This window comes from Pseudaminobacter soli (ex Zhang et al. 2022) (genome assembly GCF_014595955.1).
Lineage (GTDB): Bacteria > Pseudomonadota > Alphaproteobacteria > Rhizobiales > Rhizobiaceae > Kumtagia > Kumtagia pseudosoli.
The window spans coordinates 272,933-287,177 of record NZ_JABVCF010000003.1 but is presented as its reverse complement, the minus strand read 5'-3'; the positions used below and the strand labels follow the sequence as shown (position 1 = coordinate 287,177).

Here is a 14,245-nt window from a genome sequence, read left to right as displayed (position 1 = left end):
AGGGGTCAAGTGCGGTTCATCAAGCGCTCGGATGCCAGACCGGCTGATAGCCGGCGCGCAGGATGGCGATCGTGGTCGGCGGGGTCAGCCGCCAGATGTCGTAGAGGACAAGATCATAGTAGTCCCAGGAATTGGCGTAGCCCCAGAAATTCCAAGCGCGCAGGTCCTTGCCCTTCTTGGCGAAGCAGCGTTCTCCCTGGAAGAGCATCGCGCCATCGGGGAGATCGTCAATGTCCTTTTGCTTGAGATCCGCGAGGCCGCCACCGGAAGCGAGACGCTCGGCATGCAGCCGTTCGTCGATCTCCCCCGCTTTTGGCCGCGCGATGCCGAAGGCCTTGCCGAAGCAGTCGGCGAACTCCTTCGCTTTTTCGCGCCGGCACTCGAAGCAGGGGCGATGGCCGGCCCCGAGCGCAGTGACCTCGTCCAGGAAGAACAGTTCGGTCCAGCCGGCAGCGCCCGACGGCGTGTTGCGGCCCATGACCTCGCGGTGCCGCCCCTTGAACGCACATTCGCAGATGATCCAGGCCTTGGTCGTCCAGCGGCGCTCCAGCAGCGTCTTCGTCTCGGGATCGTGGATCACGCCGCGGTTGCCGGTGAAGAGGCCCCGGAAGGGCACGGCATGGACGTCCCCGAACGGATCGACGCGGTTCTGAAGCGGCATGGCTAGGCCCCGAACTGTCCCACTCTATTCATCTGCCCGAAGGTCATGATAAGCGCCACCCGAAAGACGAGTCACGGCGGGGGCGGGGCATGCGTGTTCTGGTCGTTCAGAATTTCGACGGCACCGGGCTGGGCCAGGTCGAGACGGCGCTGGCCGAAGCCGGTGCCGAGATCGACCTGCGCATGGCGCACCGGGGCGACGCGCTGCCGACGACAGCGGAAAGTCACGACGCAGCCGTGATCCTCGGCGGCGGCCAGAACGCGCTGGCCGACGAGGAATATCCCTACATCCCGGGTCTGCTCGAGCTGGCGCGCGATTTCCACGCCCGCGACAAGGCCGTGCTCGGCATCTGTCTCGGCAGCCAACTGCTCGCCCGGGCTTTTGGTGGACGCAACCAGATCGGCGGATCCAGCGAATTCGGCTGGTGCAAGGTGACGCTTACGGAACCCGGAGGCGCAGACCCGATGCTGAAGGATGTTCCGAAGGAATTCCCGATCTTCCAGTGGCATGACGATACCTTCTCGCTGCCACCCGGCGCCGTGCATCTGGCGCGCAACGGCGTCGCCGAGAGCCAGGCCTTTCGAATCGGACGCGCGATCTATGGCATCCAGTTCCATTTCGAGGCCGACCGGAAGCTCGTCCGCGACTGGTCGACTGCCTTTGCCGCCACCATAGCGAATCGCCATCCGGATTGGCCGGAGCGGCTCGAGCGCGACGCCGCCTCTCACGGTCCGCAGGCCGATGCCGTGGGCCTTGCGATCGCGCGCACCTGGGTCAGCCTGATCTAAGCCCCTGCGGAAGCCGTGGCGGAAAAGCCACGACGGGAAAACTCTTCCAATCCGACGGATATTACTGTGGCGTGAGCCGTTCAGGCGGTCTAAGCCCGCGGCTCGGAGCTCCGAACCGCAACATTATAGTAACCGCGTACTGTTAGAACTCTAGCAGTCAAACCCCTGAGAGTCCCCCCTTGCGTTCCGCGCTGCTTTCCTTTGCAATGCTCATTGCCATCCTGATGTGTGGACTTGGCGTCTATTCCGTGGATGCCGGCGACCAGATCGTCATCGACGGCTACGGCGTCGTCGCCCGCCACTGATCGAATCTATCTTTCAACGGTGAGGAGCCGCTTCGCGGCCCCTTCCACAACGAATGCCGTGAGCACACCGGAGCCGAAGGCCCCGGTGTCCACATTCACGCGATTCGGCAGCAGTTCCGGTTTGGGCGTGATGGTGTGGCCGTGCACGACCACCTTCGGGTGGAGCCCGGGGTAGAGCAGGAATTGGTAGCGAATCCACAGCAGGTCGTCCGGGTCTTGGTCGTACAGCGGCACGCCGGGGCGGATGCCGGCATGGCAGAAGAAGAAATCCCCGAACGATACGCTGTACCCGCAGGACAAGACGAAGCTGGTATGGGCCACAGGTACGGCCTGCAACAACTCCGAATGGAAGCGGACGAGCCCCGAGGAGAGGTCTGCAACGCCGTATGACGCTGCGGTCTGGACGCCGCCATTTTGCATGAACAGGGATTCCATCGACGGTAGGCCAAGGAACTCCAGGAAGCCGTGGTCATGATTGCCCGCGAGCGTGATGTTGCGCGCATCGGAAGCTTTCGCGCCAATGAGGAAGTCGATCACCCCGCGCGAATCGGGGCCGCGGTCGACATAGTCTCCGAGATGGATCACCCGCCAATCGGCCGGCCTGTCGCGCTCGATCTCCGTGCGAATCCGCTCATGCATCCGTTCGAGCAGGTCGAGTCGGCCGTGGATGTCGCCAATGGCGTAGAGGCGCATGCCTTCGGGCGCCCACGCCTCGGCCAGGCTGATGCCCTTACTCATCGGGATTCATGACACGCCTGGCTCATCTACCACGATGATGTGCAGCGCGCGCGGTCCGTGCGCCCCAAGAATTAGCTTCTGCTCGATGTCGCCGGAGCGCGACGGGCCGGAGATCAGGTTGACGGTTCGCGGCATCTCGCCCTTGCCGTAGCGCTCGCGGATTTTGGCCAGCGCCGATTCCAGGTCGCCTTCGATGTCTGCCGCACTCACCACGACGATATGGTGGTCGGGCAGGAAATTGATCGTGGTCGGATTGTCGCCTCCAGAGGTGAGGACCAACGTCCCTGTCTCCGCCACGCCGCTTCCGGCATGGCTGACGCCCACCGCATCGTCGCCGTCGGAAGGGCCGCGACTGATCTCCAGTGCCCGCTGCTCAACCCACGGCATGGACGAAAGGCGTTCGTCTGCCCCCATCCGGACTGCGGCCGGCAGATTGTTGTTGCGAAGATAGCCGGCGACGGTCTCCGGCACGGCATCGTAGCCGCTGACCCGCTCCACACTGGCCAGCAGCTTCTTCGCCATTGTGCAAAACAGCGCCACGCGCTCGGCTTGCGGCAGTTGCCCCCGCGCCGGGATCACGCCCAAGGGCGCAAGTTCCAGCCGGCTGGTCACTGCGGCGCGCCGAGCCGGGTCGCTCGCGTCGGCGCCGAGCGAGCGCCTGATCTTGCCGAGGATTGCGTCGCGCGCGCTCATTTCGCCCCCTGCATCGTGACGGCGTCGCGTTCGCTGAGTTGCTGCATGAATGTCCTTCCCTCCGGCGCCGGAAAGTCGCGGTAGCGGGTCCAGCCTCCGGCTAGCGGCAAGTGCCTGAATCGGCCGGTGCGCCGCCCGAACATCGAAAGCAGCGGCACTGCGACCGAGGTCGCAAACCTGTAGAGCGCCGGGCGCCGGGCAAACATCGCCCAGAGCTTGAGACCGGTTCGCTGTGTCGCCGGATTGAGGCCGCGCTCGAATTCGCGCTCGCGCCAGTGCCGCATCATCTTCGGCAATGGAATGCGCATCGGGCAGACGCTTTCGCAGCGGCCGCAAAAAGTCGAGGCGTTTGGCAGGTGTCCGGACTTGGCGAGGCCGGCCAGCGACGGCGTCAACACCGCGCCCATCGGGCCGGGATAGACCGAGCCGTAGGCGTGGCCGCCGACCGAGTGATAGACCGGGCAGTGGTTCATGCAGGCGCCGCAACGAATGCAGCGCAGCATGTCCTGGAACTCGGTGCCGAGCATGGCCGACCGGCCATTGTCGATCAGCACGACGTGATAGTCCTCGGGCCCGTCGGGATCGCCGGGCCGGCGTGGCCCAGTCGACATGGTGGTGTAGACGCTCATCTCCTGGCCGGTCGCCGAGCGCGCCAGCACGCGCATGATCTGGGCGGCGTCCTCCAGGGTCGGCACGATTTTCTCGATCGAGGCCACCACCACATGTACCTTGGGCAGGATCTGCGTGAGGTCGCCATTGCCCTCGTTGGTCACGATGATCGAGGTGCCGGTCTCGGCGACTAGGAAGTTCGCGCCGGTAATGCCAACATCGGCGTCGAAATAGGCGGGCCTCAGCACGCGCCGCGCCTCGTAGAGCAGCGACTCGTGCTCGGTGAGGTCGCGGGTCGGTGGCAGATGATCGTGCACCCGGCGGAAGTCTGCCTCGACCTGGTCCTTAGTCAGATGGACGGCGGGCGCGATGATGTGGCTCGGGTGCTCGCCGCGGAGTTGGATGATGTACTCGCCGAGGTCGGTCTCGACCGGGCGGATGCCGTTCTTCTGCAGGAAATCGTTGAGCTCGATCTCCTCCGTGATCATCGACTTGCCCTTGGTGACGGTGCGCGCGCCCGCCGAGCGGCAGATGTCGAGGATGATCGCCCGAGCCTCCTCGGCGGTCTCGGCCCAATGCACATAACCGCCGGATGCGCGGACCTTCGCCTCGTAGGCCTCCAGATAGAGGTCGAGGTGGTCCAGCATGTGGTTCTTGATGTCGCGCGCCGAGTCCCGCAACTGGTCGAACTCGGGCAGCGCGTCGACTGCCTTCTTGCGCTTGTCGATGAAGCCGGCGCGCACGTTCCCGAGTGCCTGCTGCAGATGAGGATTGGCGAGGGCTGCGCGGGTATGCTTCTTGAACTGCGGGGAGGTGACCTGCATGGCTCAGGCCCTCCCGCCGATCGGCGGCGTGTCGGTCATGCCGGCCAAAACCTCGGCCACGTGCCGGACCTCCACGCGCGACCCCTCGCGCTTCAGCTTTCCGGCCATGTTCATCAGGCAGCCCAGGTCGCCGGCCAGCAGCGTCTCCGCGCCGGTCGCTGCGATGTTTCCGATCTTCTTGCCGACAATCGCGTTGGAGATCTCCGGGTATTTTACGCAGAATGTGCCGCCGAATCCGCAGCAGACGTCCGCCTCCTGCATCTCGATCAGCGACAGGCCTCCCACCGAGCCGAGAAGCTGCCTTGGCTGGTGCTGGATACCGAGTTCGCGAAGCCCTGAACAGGAGTCGTGATAGGTCACCGACGTCTCCACCCGCGCCGCGACCGTCTTCGCCTGCAACACGTCGGTCAGGAAGCTCACCAGTTCATGCACCTTCGCCGAGAAGGCGGCACAGCGCGCTTCCCACTCGCGGTCGCCGGCGAACAGGCCGGGATAGTGCTTCTTCAGCATGCCGGCGCACGAACCCGACGGCGCGACGATGTAGTCGTAATCCTCGAAGGCGCGGATCGTGTTGATGGCGATCTCCCGGCTGTCCGCTCGGTCACCCGAATTGTAGGCAGGCTGGCCGCAGCAGGTCTGGGTGCGGGGCACTTCCACGACACAGCCGGCGTCCTCCAGCAGGCGTAGCGCCGCGAAGCCGACGCTCGGCCGGAACAGGTCCACGAGACAGGTGACGAACAGGCCGACGCGGGGCGGCTTCTTTGCTTGGGTGGTCAATTTGAAACCGTCTTCCTGGTCTTGCGGGGTGATTTGCGTGCTACGCCATTATCGGAGTCGATCCGCTGCTGCAGCCTCAGCCGTGACACGCGCAGCCAATCGCCGGTGCGCTCTACTTCGGACGTTGCCTGCTCGACGAAGGTGATATGCTCCATGGCGGCTTTCCGGGCGGCGGTGGGGTTTGCAGCAACGATGGCGTCGTGGATCGCGCGATGCTGATCCAGCAGTTGTTCGCGCGCGCCAGGCGTTGAAAACAGGATCAGCCGGTTCTCGAAGACGCCGTCCGACAGCAGCCGATAGCACGAGCGCAGCGTGTGCAGCAGTAGGATATTGTGCGAGCACTCGCCGATGGCATTGTGGAACTCGACGTCAATCTCGGCTTCATCGCGAAAATCGCCGCGCTGGTGCGCCTCCTCCATGCGGGCCATGATGCGCTCGAACAGCGCCCGATCGTCGTCGGTGATGCGGCGCGCCGCATATTCGGCAGCGATCCCTTCCATCTCGCGCCTGTATTCGAGGTAGTCCGCCCTTGCCTTGCGATGGCTGGCCATGAGTTCGGCAACGGGGGCAGCGAAGATCTGTCCGTCGACATCGGCCACCTGGGTGCCGCCGCCGTGCCGGGTGGAGAGGAGGCCGCGTGCCTCGAGAGCCTTCAGGGCATCTCGAAGGATTGGACGCGACACCTCGAAGCGCTGCGCGAGTTCGCGTTCGCCCGGAAGTCGGTCGCCGGTGCGAAGCACGCCTTCGAGAATGAGTCTCTCGATCTGCTGCACCACTTCGTCAGCAGTCCGGGAGTGCTCGATCGGGGAGAAGATTTCGCCCAAGCTGTGGCCCATGGCCTGTCCCCGCGGACAATAGGAGGGCTGCAGGCGACTGGTCAAACTAATTATCCAGTGTGAGCCTCAGTCTTTTCAGTGATGTGACCTGCATCATTTTGCGTGGGGCAACTCGTCACTATGCGACTTTCGGATCCTGCGTACGAAAAGCCACACCGAAAGCACGACCGCGGGCACCAGGATCGCCGTGAGCGCCTCCGGCTTTATCCATCCATGAAAGAGGCTCGTTCCCTTTGTGAGATATGCGACCAATCCGACCACGTAGTAGGAAACCGCTGCGACGGAGAGACCTTCCACCGTCTGCTGGAGGCGCAACTGCAGGCGGGCACGATTGTTCATCGAGGCGAGCAGGTCGCGGTTCTGCTGCTCCATTTCCACGTCGACCCAGGTGCGCAATAGGTTCGTGGCGCGAGACAGTTTTCGGGAAAGATTGTCTTGCCGCTCTTCCACCGAGCGGCAGGTTCGCATCGCCGGCGCGACCCGTCGCGTGAGAAAGCCGGACCAGGTTTCATATCCTGGCACGGCCTCTTCGCCCAGCGCGGCCAATCGTTCGCCGACGATGCCGTCGTAGGCGCGGCTGGCGCCGAACCGATAGAGACTGGCGGCCGCCTGCGCCTCCAGTTCGGCGGCGAGTTCCGTCAGTTCCGTGAGCAGGACCTGGCTGTCGCGCCTGCCCGAGGCCCGCATCGCCCCGGTGAGTTCGGCCAAGCGCTCCTCGATGCGCGTCAGGCGTCCCGACAGCGACTGTGCCAGTGGCAGACCGAGCATTGCAAACGTTCGGTAGGTCTCGATTTCTAGGAGGCGCTGGGCTAGCGCACCGCGGCGCGACGGCGACAAGCCGCGGTCCAGGATGAGGATGCGCGTCAGGCCCTCTCCGTTTTGGCGGAAATCCGTGATGGCGGCCGCCCGGCCGCTCTCGACGATGGAATAGCAGAGGCTCTCCGGATCGAAATCCGCGATGAGCTTCTCGGTCTCTGGGGTCCAGTCCCTGATTTCAAGCCGGATGCCGGAAATGACTGGCCCGGGCGCGGAGAAGCCGTTGCCGAAGGGCGTATCCTCGCCGTGCTTGCCGTCTGGCTCGCCGAGCGGTCCTTCCCAGAGGTAAGTCGAGAACTCCGTGTGGCGTTCCCAGCGCAGCGTCCCCTTACCCCATTTCATGGCATAATGACGCGCCTGCTGGTCCGGCGCAGCGACGCCCAGCGTGCGCGCCAACTCGGCCAGGATCGCCCAATCCTTCGAACTCCCGGTCTCCGTCATGAAGGAGAGTTGGACGAGGACGCGCGGCGAGTCGATCAGTGGATGCGGCCGCGCATGCACTTCGCCGATCGCACCCGGTCGCGCCGGATAGGCGTTAAAACCCATCACCGTGCCGGCGACCGGTGTCGCGATTTCCAGCGCGGACGGCTCGATGCTCACCGATATTCTCCCGAGATGCTGCAGGTTTGCCTTTGTGGCGGGGCTTGAAGTTGAATCCAAGAGATAGTGCTATTGCGTTGCACAATAAATATATTGCAATGCAACATAGATCGCAACGCAGCATTCCAAGGCGTCCGACCGGCGAATTGCCATTGATCCTTCTGACTGGTAAACCTTGTTGACCACACCGAGGCTCGCCATGTCGGGATTGATGATGCCCAAGCCGGATGCAGCGACACTGTCGCGGCGGGCTCAAATCGTGGCCGATTTGCGGCTGATCGTGCCGGGCGAGGGGGTGGTCGACGCCATCAACGAGATGCGAGCATTCGAAACCGATGGTCTTACCGCCTACCGGCAGATCCCGCTGGTGGTCGTTCTGCCGGAGACGACCGAACAGGTCTCGCGCATCCTTCGCTACTGCAACGAACGGAACATCCGGGTGGTGCCGCGCGGCTCGGGCACGTCGCTGTCGGGCGGTGCCTTGCCTCTCGAGGACGCCGTCCTGCTGGTTATGAGCCGCTTCAACCGCATTCTCGAGGTCGACCTCATGAACCGCGTCGTGGTCGCGCAGCCGGGCGTGACCAATCTCGGCATCACGCACGCGGTGGAGGCAGACGGGTTCTACTACGCGCCGGATCCTTCTTCGCAGATCGCCTGCTCGATCGGCGGCAATGTCGCGGAGAATTCGGGCGGGGTGCACTGCCTGAAGTACGGGCTGACTGCCAACAATGTGCTCGGCATCGAGATGGTGCTGATGAACGGCGAGGTGGTGCGCCTCGGTGGCAAGCATCTCGACGCCGAGGGCTATGATCTGCTCGGCGTCATGACCGGCTCGGAGGGCCTGCTCGGCGTGGTGACCGAGGTGACGGTCCGCATCTTGCGGAAGCCGGAGACCGCGCGCGCCCTGCTGATCGGTTTTCCCACTAACGAGCAGGGTGGCCAGTGCGTCGCCGACATCATCGGCGCCGGCATCATCCCAGGCGGCATGGAGATGATGGACCGCCCCGCCATCCACGCTGCGGAGGATTTCCTCCACGTCGGTTATCCGCTCGAATGCGAGGCGCTGCTGATCGTGGAACTCGACGGCCCGGGCGTGGAGGTCGACCATCTGATCGAACGGGTGGAGGCGATCGCGCACCGGAACGGCTCCACCACCTGCCGCATCTCGACCTCCGAGGAGGAGCGCCTCGCCTTCTGGGCGGGCCGCAAGGCCGCCTTCCCGGCCGTCGGGCGCATCTCGCCAGACTATTACTGCATGGACGGGACCATTCCGCGCAAGGAACTGCCGCGCGTGCTGGCCGGCATGCGCGAGTTGTCTGAGAAGTACGGCCTGGCTGTCGCCAACGTTTTCCACGCCGGCGACGGCAATCTGCATCCGCTGATCCTCTACGACGCCAATCGGCCGGGCGAACTCGAGCGGGCAGAGGCGTTCGGCGCCGACATCCTGAGGCTCTGCGTGAAGGTCGGTGGGGTGCTGACCGGCGAACATGGGGTCGGCGTCGAGAAGCGCGACCTGATGCCGGAGATGTTCAACGAGACCGATCTCGACCACCAGATGCGGGTCAAATGCGCCTTCGACCCGAACCATCTGCTCAATCCCGGCAAGGTTTTCCCGCAATTGCGCCGCTGTGCCGAACTCGGCCGGATGCATGTTCATCGCGGGCAGGTGGCGTTTCCAGATATTCCGAGGTTTTGAGCGAGCCTGATTTTGAGTAAGGCAGAATTGCCTTACATTGGGCCGGTGCTCGCGGAGAATGACGATGACCACGCTGACGGTGACATCGAAGGGCCAGGCCACGCTCAAGAAGGAACTGCTGCAGCATCTCGGCGTGAAACCGGGACAGCGCCTTGAGGTCGAACCTTTGCCAGGCGGTCAGTTGACCATCAGGGCCCTGCGGCCGAAGGGCACCTGGGACGACGTATTCGGCATGCTGGCCGGTGAGACCGAAAAGGTCGCCACAATCGAGGAGATGAACGAGGCAAGCCGAAGGGGCTGGGCGGGATTGAAGTGAGGATCACCGCCGATACCAATCTGCTGGTTCGGGTGGTGGTTCACGATGACGAAATTCAGGCCCGGATTGCCTTCGACATCCTCTCCACTGCCGAACTTGTTGCGGTTTCTCTGCCATATTTGTGTGAGTTGGTCCGGGTGCTCGACAGTGTTTACGGATATCCGCCATCGCGGATCGCAGACGCGATCCGGGCCATCGCTGACGCTGAAAACGTCGCAACTGACGGCGCAGCAGTTGAAGCTGGCCTGGCAGTCCTGGCTGCGGGTGGGGACTTCGCCGGTGGTGTGATCGCCAGAGCCGGGCAAGGTATGGGCGGCGAGACGTTCGTGTCGTTCGATCGCCGCGCCGTTTCGCGAGTCGGTCGGACGGGCATGTCGACGAAACTAGCGGACACCTTCCAATGACCACCTTCACGCCTTCTTCCGCTGCCGAGGTTCTGGACGCCGTCGCCTGGGCCGTAGCCGAGGAAGCCCCGGTCGAAGTTGTCGGCCACCGCTCCAAGCGCAGTATCGGCCGCCCGCCGCAAACGGAGCATGCGATCGATCTCTCGGGCCTAACCGGCGTGACACTCTACGAGCCGGAGGAATTGGTCCTTTCCGCCCGCGCCGGCACGCCGCTCGCCGAGATCCAGAGGCTTCTGGCGGAGCACAACCAGGAACTTGCCTTCGAGCCGATGGATTACGGCCCGCTCCTCGGCGCGCCTCAGGGAAGGGGCACGATCGGCGGGGCGCTCGCCGCGAACCTCTCCGGCCCGCGGCGGATCAAGGCAGGCGCGGCGCGCGACCACATACTCGGTGTAAGCGCCGTCTCGGGCCGGGGAGAGGCGTTCAAGTCCGGCGGGCGGGTCGTCAAGAACGTCACCGGTTATGATCTCTCGAAGGCCATGGCAGGGTCCTGGGGCACGCTGGCGGTGGTCACCAACGTCACCTTCAAGGTGCTGCCGGCTGCCGAGACCGAAACCACGCTCGTGCTGACCGGTCTCCTGGATGATGCCGCCGTGTCGGCCATGGCTTTGGCGATGGGCTCGCCCGCCGAAGTGTCCGGAGCGGCCCATCTGCCGGAGACGGTCGCGGCGCGCATCGGAGCAGGGACACTTCCATCCGGTGCGGCAACCCTGCTGCGCATCGAGGGTTTTGGTCCATCGGTGGAATACCGGGTTCGACACCTGCGTGACCTGTTCGGCTCCGGAGCGGGCTTGTCCGAGGTTCCGGCGGAAGCCTCGAAAATCCTCTGGCGCGTAATCCGCGACGTCACGGCCTTCGCCGATGGCAGCGAGAAGCCGGTATGGCGCGTCTCGATGGCGCCGAGCAAGGCGCACGAGATGGTGATGGCGCTGCGCATGGAGACGGCGGTCGAAGCTTACTACGAATGGGCCGGCGGGCTCGCCTGGCTGCGCATGGAGGACGATTCGGAAGTGGACTTCCTGCGCAGGCTCATGAGGCGCTTCGGCGGCGGCCACGCCACCTTGGTGCGGGCCAGCCCTGCCGTGCGCGCGGCCGTTCCCGCGTTCGAGCCGCAGCCGCCGGCACTCGCCGCGCTTTCCGCAAGACTGAAGGAGCAGTTCGATCCGAAGGGCATTCTGAACCCCGGGCGGATGGGGTAGAAGAGGGGCAGCACAGGAGATGTTCATGGATATCGATGATGTTGTGAGCGTCGATCCCGAGGTCATGTCCGGTGCAGTCGTGTTCAAGGGAACCCGCGTGCCGGTTTCGACTCTGTTCGAGTATCTTAAGAGCGGCGACAGTCTGGCCGAGTTTTTGCTGGATTTTCCGACGGTGGATCGCCTTCAGGCCGAGGCGGTCATCAGGCTGGCTGCAGCCGACATCGAACGACTGGCCGGAAAGAAGGCGGCTTGATCGCGCAGCTCGATGAGAGTGTGCCGACGCGACTCGGGAGGGCGCTAGCCGCGATTGGCTGCCGCGCCATACGCTTTCCCAACGAATGGAAGGGTCTCAAGAACGGCCGGTTGCTCAATAAACTGAACGAATCTGGTATCGAATGCCTCGTCACATGCGACAGGAACCTGCAGTACCAGCAAAATCTGGAGCGCTATGGCATTGCGCTTGTCGTGCTGCCAAGGCAGCGTTTTGAAGATCTCCTGCCTCTTCTTGGAGAGATTGCCTCAGCCATCGCCAATATCCGGCCGGGACAGGTGGTTGTCATCGCAGACCAGGGCAAAGTGTGATCGAGACGAATGCAAACCACCTTCACCCCCGAGCAGCTTGCCGATCCACATGTGCAGGAGTCCGAAAAGATCCTACGCAAATGCGTGCATTGCGGTTTCTGCACCGCGACCTGCCCGACCTATGTGGTCCTCGGCAACGAACTCGATAGCCCGCGCGGGCGCATCTACCTGATCAAAGACATGCTGGAGAACGGCCGCCCAGCCGATCGCGAGACCGTCACCCACATCGACCGCTGCCTTTCCTGCCTTTCCTGCATGACCACCTGCCCGTCGGGGGTGAACTACATGCATCTGGTCGATCATGCGCGGGTCCACATCGAAAAGACCTATCGGCGCCCGCCGCTCGACCGCGCGATCCGCGCGGTGCTTGCGGCCACGCTGCCCTATCCCGAGCGTTTCCGAGCAGCGCTGAAGCTGGCGAAGCTCGGTCGGCCTCTCGGCGCGGTTTTCGGCCGTATCACCGGGCTGAAGCCGCTCGCCGCCATGCTGAAGCTGGCGCCCGGCGCAATTCCGACCGCCTCGCCGGTGTCGCGGCCGGGCGTTCAACCCGCAACAGGCAAGCGGATCGGCCGCGTGGCGCTGCTGACCGGCTGCGCCCAGCCGGTGCTCGACCCGGGCATCAACGAGGCGACGGTGCGCCTGCTCACCCGCCTCGGCGTCGAGGTGGTGATGCCCGAGGGCGAAGGCTGCTGCGGCGCGCTGGTCCATCACCTTGGCAAGGAGGAGCAGGCGCTCAATTTCGCACGCCGCAATATCGACGCCTGGACCCGAGAGATCGAGCACGGCGGGCTCGATGCCATCATCATCACCGCCTCGGGCTGCGGCACCACCATCAAGGACTATGGCTTCATGCTACGGCTCGATCCGGCATACGCCCAGAAAGCCAAGCGTGTATCGGAGTTGGCGAAGGACATCACCGAATATCTCGGCGGACTGGACCTGCCCGAGCCTACGATCAGGCCCGGCCTGACGGTCGCCTATCATTCCGCCTGCTCGATGCAGCACGGCCAGAAGATCACCCGGCTTCCGAAGGAGCTTCTGGCGCGTGCCGGCTTCCTCGTGAAGGAGCCGCTCGAAGGGCATCTCTGCTGCGGCTCGGCCGGCACGTACAACATCCTGCAGCCAGAGATCTCGGCCCGCCTGCGCGACCGCAAGGTGAAGAATATCGAGGCCACCGGCGCGTCACTTATCGCCACGGGCAATATCGGCTGCATCACCCAGATCGCCAGCGCCGCCCGGTTGCCGATTGTCCACACGGTGGAATTGCTGGACTGGGCCTATGGCGGGCCGAAGCCCAGGGAACTGACCTCGGTCGCTCCCATCGCTTCCAAGGAACTCGCTTAGGCAGTTGCATCCAATAGCAAAGGGCAGCGCGGTTGCCCGCGCTGCCCTTGTCTCCGGTGCGGAACCAAGTTCCTCAACCGCTTCGACAGCCGCGCCCCATCCCCTTGCTGCGGCCCGGTCCGAGGGAGTCCGCTACATCACGACCACCTTGGTCCCGACGCCGACGCGTTCATAGAGATCGACCACGTCCTCGTTGCGCAGCCGGATGCAGCCCGAGGAGACGTTGGTGCCGATCGTCCAGGGCGCATTGGTGCCGTGGATGCGGTAGAGCGTCGAGCCGAGATAAAGCGCTCGGGCGCCGAGCGGGTTTTCAGGCCCGCCTGCCATGTGGACCGGCAGGATGCGGCCCTTGGCCCGCTCGCGCTTGATCATCTCGGCCGGGGGCCGCCAGTCGGGCCACACCGCCTTGCGGGTGATCGTCTGCGTTCCGGTCCACACCATCCCCTCCTGGCCGACCCCAACGCCGTAGCGGCGCGCCTTCCCGCCGGGCTGCACGAGGTAGAGGAATTTTGACGCCGTATCGATCACGATCGTGCCCGGCTTCTCCGGGCCGGAATACTCCACGTGCTGCGGCAGGTAGATCGGGTCCATTTGCGGCGCGATCTGCTTCTTTCGCGGGGCCGGCACGGCGGCAGTGCGCATCGGATCTTGACCGAACAGGCTTCTGCGCTCGGCGCGGCGCGCAGGCTGCGGATCGCCCCGGAGCGAACTGCGCTGCAGCGCGGGCTGGACCTGCACGGCATAGCCCCCGTTCACCACCCGGCCCGGCTGACGGCCAAGCTGCATCACCCAAGGGGCGGAGAGATCGGGACTGACCACGACGGGGGGCCGCTCGCGATAGCGATCATTGGCTTGCGCCGGGGCTGCCGCAGCAAGGCCCATCAAGCTGGCTGCAGTCATGACAAGAAATCTGTGCTTCATCATACGCGTACTCGACTGACCTTCCGATCGGATCCGGCGCGGGACTTCCCCGCCCCGTCCTGTCAGGAGCCTGTGGCGCGAACGGAATCGGAATCGTGAATCGGGTTGCCTAAAAAGCGGCGGTGTCCCTAAACCT

At 64.5% G+C, this 14,245-nt stretch carries 17 protein-coding genes; 9 read left to right on the top strand and 8 right to left on the bottom strand.

Features of this window, described 5'->3' with window-relative positions:
* Positions 1–19: 19 nt before the first annotated feature.
* A complete protein-coding gene (locus HUI96_RS07290) occupies positions 20–661 on the bottom strand; it encodes a hypothetical protein (protein ID WP_188253984.1) in 642 nt (213 codons plus the stop codon).
* An 89-nt stretch (positions 662–750) separates the two neighbouring features.
* Between HUI96_RS07290 and HUI96_RS07285 the strand changes: the two genes are divergently transcribed.
* Both HUI96_RS07285 and HUI96_RS29830 read left to right on the top strand, forming a co-directional pair.
* Complete coding sequence (locus HUI96_RS07285) at positions 751–1,449, top strand: type 1 glutamine amidotransferase (RefSeq protein WP_188253983.1); 699 nt, start codon at positions 751–753, stop codon at positions 1,447–1,449.
* A 179-nt stretch (positions 1,450–1,628) separates the two neighbouring features.
* A complete protein-coding gene (locus HUI96_RS29830; RefSeq protein WP_273032673.1) occupies positions 1,629–1,754 on the top strand; it encodes a hypothetical protein in 126 nt (41 codons plus the stop codon).
* A gap of 6 nt (positions 1,755–1,760) precedes the next feature.
* Here HUI96_RS29830 and HUI96_RS07280 read toward each other — a convergent pair whose 3' ends face one another.
* The 6 genes from HUI96_RS07280 to HUI96_RS07255 all read right to left on the bottom strand — a co-directional run bounded on the left by HUI96_RS07280 (position 1,761) and on the right by HUI96_RS07255 (position 7,647).
* Positions 1,761–2,447: a metallophosphoesterase family protein gene (locus HUI96_RS07280; RefSeq protein WP_188253982.1), complete on the bottom strand. Its 687-nt coding sequence runs from the start codon at positions 2,445–2,447 to the stop codon at positions 1,761–1,763.
* Between the two features lie 51 nt (positions 2,448–2,498).
* Positions 2,499–3,185, bottom strand: coding sequence for a LutC/YkgG family protein (locus HUI96_RS07275; protein WP_188253981.1), 687 nt, complete (start codon positions 3,183–3,185; stop codon positions 2,499–2,501).
* Entirely contained in the window at positions 3,182–4,618 is a 1,437-nt protein-coding gene (locus HUI96_RS07270) for a LutB/LldF family L-lactate oxidation iron-sulfur protein (RefSeq protein WP_188253980.1), read from the bottom strand. Before HUI96_RS07270 ends, HUI96_RS07275 begins: the two co-directional genes overlap by 4 nt.
* Before the next feature lie 3 nt (positions 4,619–4,621).
* A complete protein-coding gene (locus HUI96_RS07265) occupies positions 4,622–5,395 on the bottom strand; it encodes a (Fe-S)-binding protein (RefSeq protein WP_188253979.1) in 774 nt (257 codons plus the stop codon).
* Entirely contained in the window at positions 5,392–6,219 is an 828-nt protein-coding gene (locus HUI96_RS07260; protein WP_188254172.1) for an FCD domain-containing protein, read from the bottom strand. The genes HUI96_RS07265 and HUI96_RS07260 overlap by 4 nt, the downstream gene beginning before the upstream one ends.
* Before the next feature lie 105 nt (positions 6,220–6,324).
* A complete protein-coding gene (locus tag HUI96_RS07255) occupies positions 6,325–7,647 on the bottom strand; it encodes a DUF3422 family protein (protein ID WP_425299203.1) in 1,323 nt (440 codons plus the stop codon).
* A gap of 199 nt (positions 7,648–7,846) precedes the next feature.
* Between HUI96_RS07255 and HUI96_RS07250 the strand changes: the two genes are divergently transcribed.
* The 7 genes from HUI96_RS07250 to glcF all read left to right on the top strand — a co-directional run bounded on the left by HUI96_RS07250 (position 7,847) and on the right by glcF (position 13,188).
* Entirely contained in the window at positions 7,847–9,343 is a 1,497-nt protein-coding gene (locus HUI96_RS07250) for an FAD-linked oxidase C-terminal domain-containing protein (RefSeq protein ID WP_188254170.1), read from the top strand.
* Positions 9,344–9,407: 64 nt separating this feature from the next.
* Positions 9,408–9,659, top strand: a complete 252-nt coding sequence (locus tag HUI96_RS07245) for an AbrB/MazE/SpoVT family DNA-binding domain-containing protein (RefSeq protein ID WP_188253978.1) — start codon at positions 9,408–9,410, stop codon at positions 9,657–9,659.
* Positions 9,656–10,063, top strand: a complete 408-nt coding sequence (locus HUI96_RS07240; RefSeq protein WP_188253977.1) for a type II toxin-antitoxin system VapC family toxin — start codon at positions 9,656–9,658, stop codon at positions 10,061–10,063. Before HUI96_RS07245 ends, HUI96_RS07240 begins: the two co-directional genes overlap by 4 nt.
* On the top strand, positions 10,060–11,262 hold the full coding sequence (glcE, locus tag HUI96_RS07235; protein WP_188253976.1) for a glycolate oxidase subunit GlcE: 1,203 nt from the start codon (positions 10,060–10,062) through the stop codon (positions 11,260–11,262). The genes HUI96_RS07240 and glcE overlap by 4 nt, the downstream gene beginning before the upstream one ends.
* Before the next feature lie 25 nt (positions 11,263–11,287).
* The gene (locus HUI96_RS07230) at positions 11,288–11,515 is read left to right on the top strand and encodes a DUF433 domain-containing protein (protein ID WP_188253975.1); all 228 of its coding nucleotides are present in this window, start codon (positions 11,288–11,290) and stop codon (positions 11,513–11,515) included.
* Positions 11,512–11,844, top strand: a complete 333-nt coding sequence (locus HUI96_RS07225) for a hypothetical protein (protein WP_188253974.1) — start codon at positions 11,512–11,514, stop codon at positions 11,842–11,844. The genes HUI96_RS07230 and HUI96_RS07225 overlap by 4 nt, the downstream gene beginning before the upstream one ends.
* 9 nt (positions 11,845–11,853) lie before the next feature.
* Positions 11,854–13,188: a glycolate oxidase subunit GlcF gene (gene glcF, locus HUI96_RS07220; RefSeq protein WP_188253973.1), complete on the top strand. Its 1,335-nt coding sequence runs from the start codon at positions 11,854–11,856 to the stop codon at positions 13,186–13,188.
* A gap of 132 nt (positions 13,189–13,320) precedes the next feature.
* On the opposite strand, the gene HUI96_RS07215 is transcribed toward glcF, so the two are convergent.
* Complete coding sequence (locus HUI96_RS07215) at positions 13,321–14,109, bottom strand: L,D-transpeptidase (RefSeq protein ID WP_188254169.1); 789 nt, start codon at positions 14,107–14,109, stop codon at positions 13,321–13,323.
* Between the last annotated feature and the right edge of the window lie 136 nt (positions 14,110–14,245).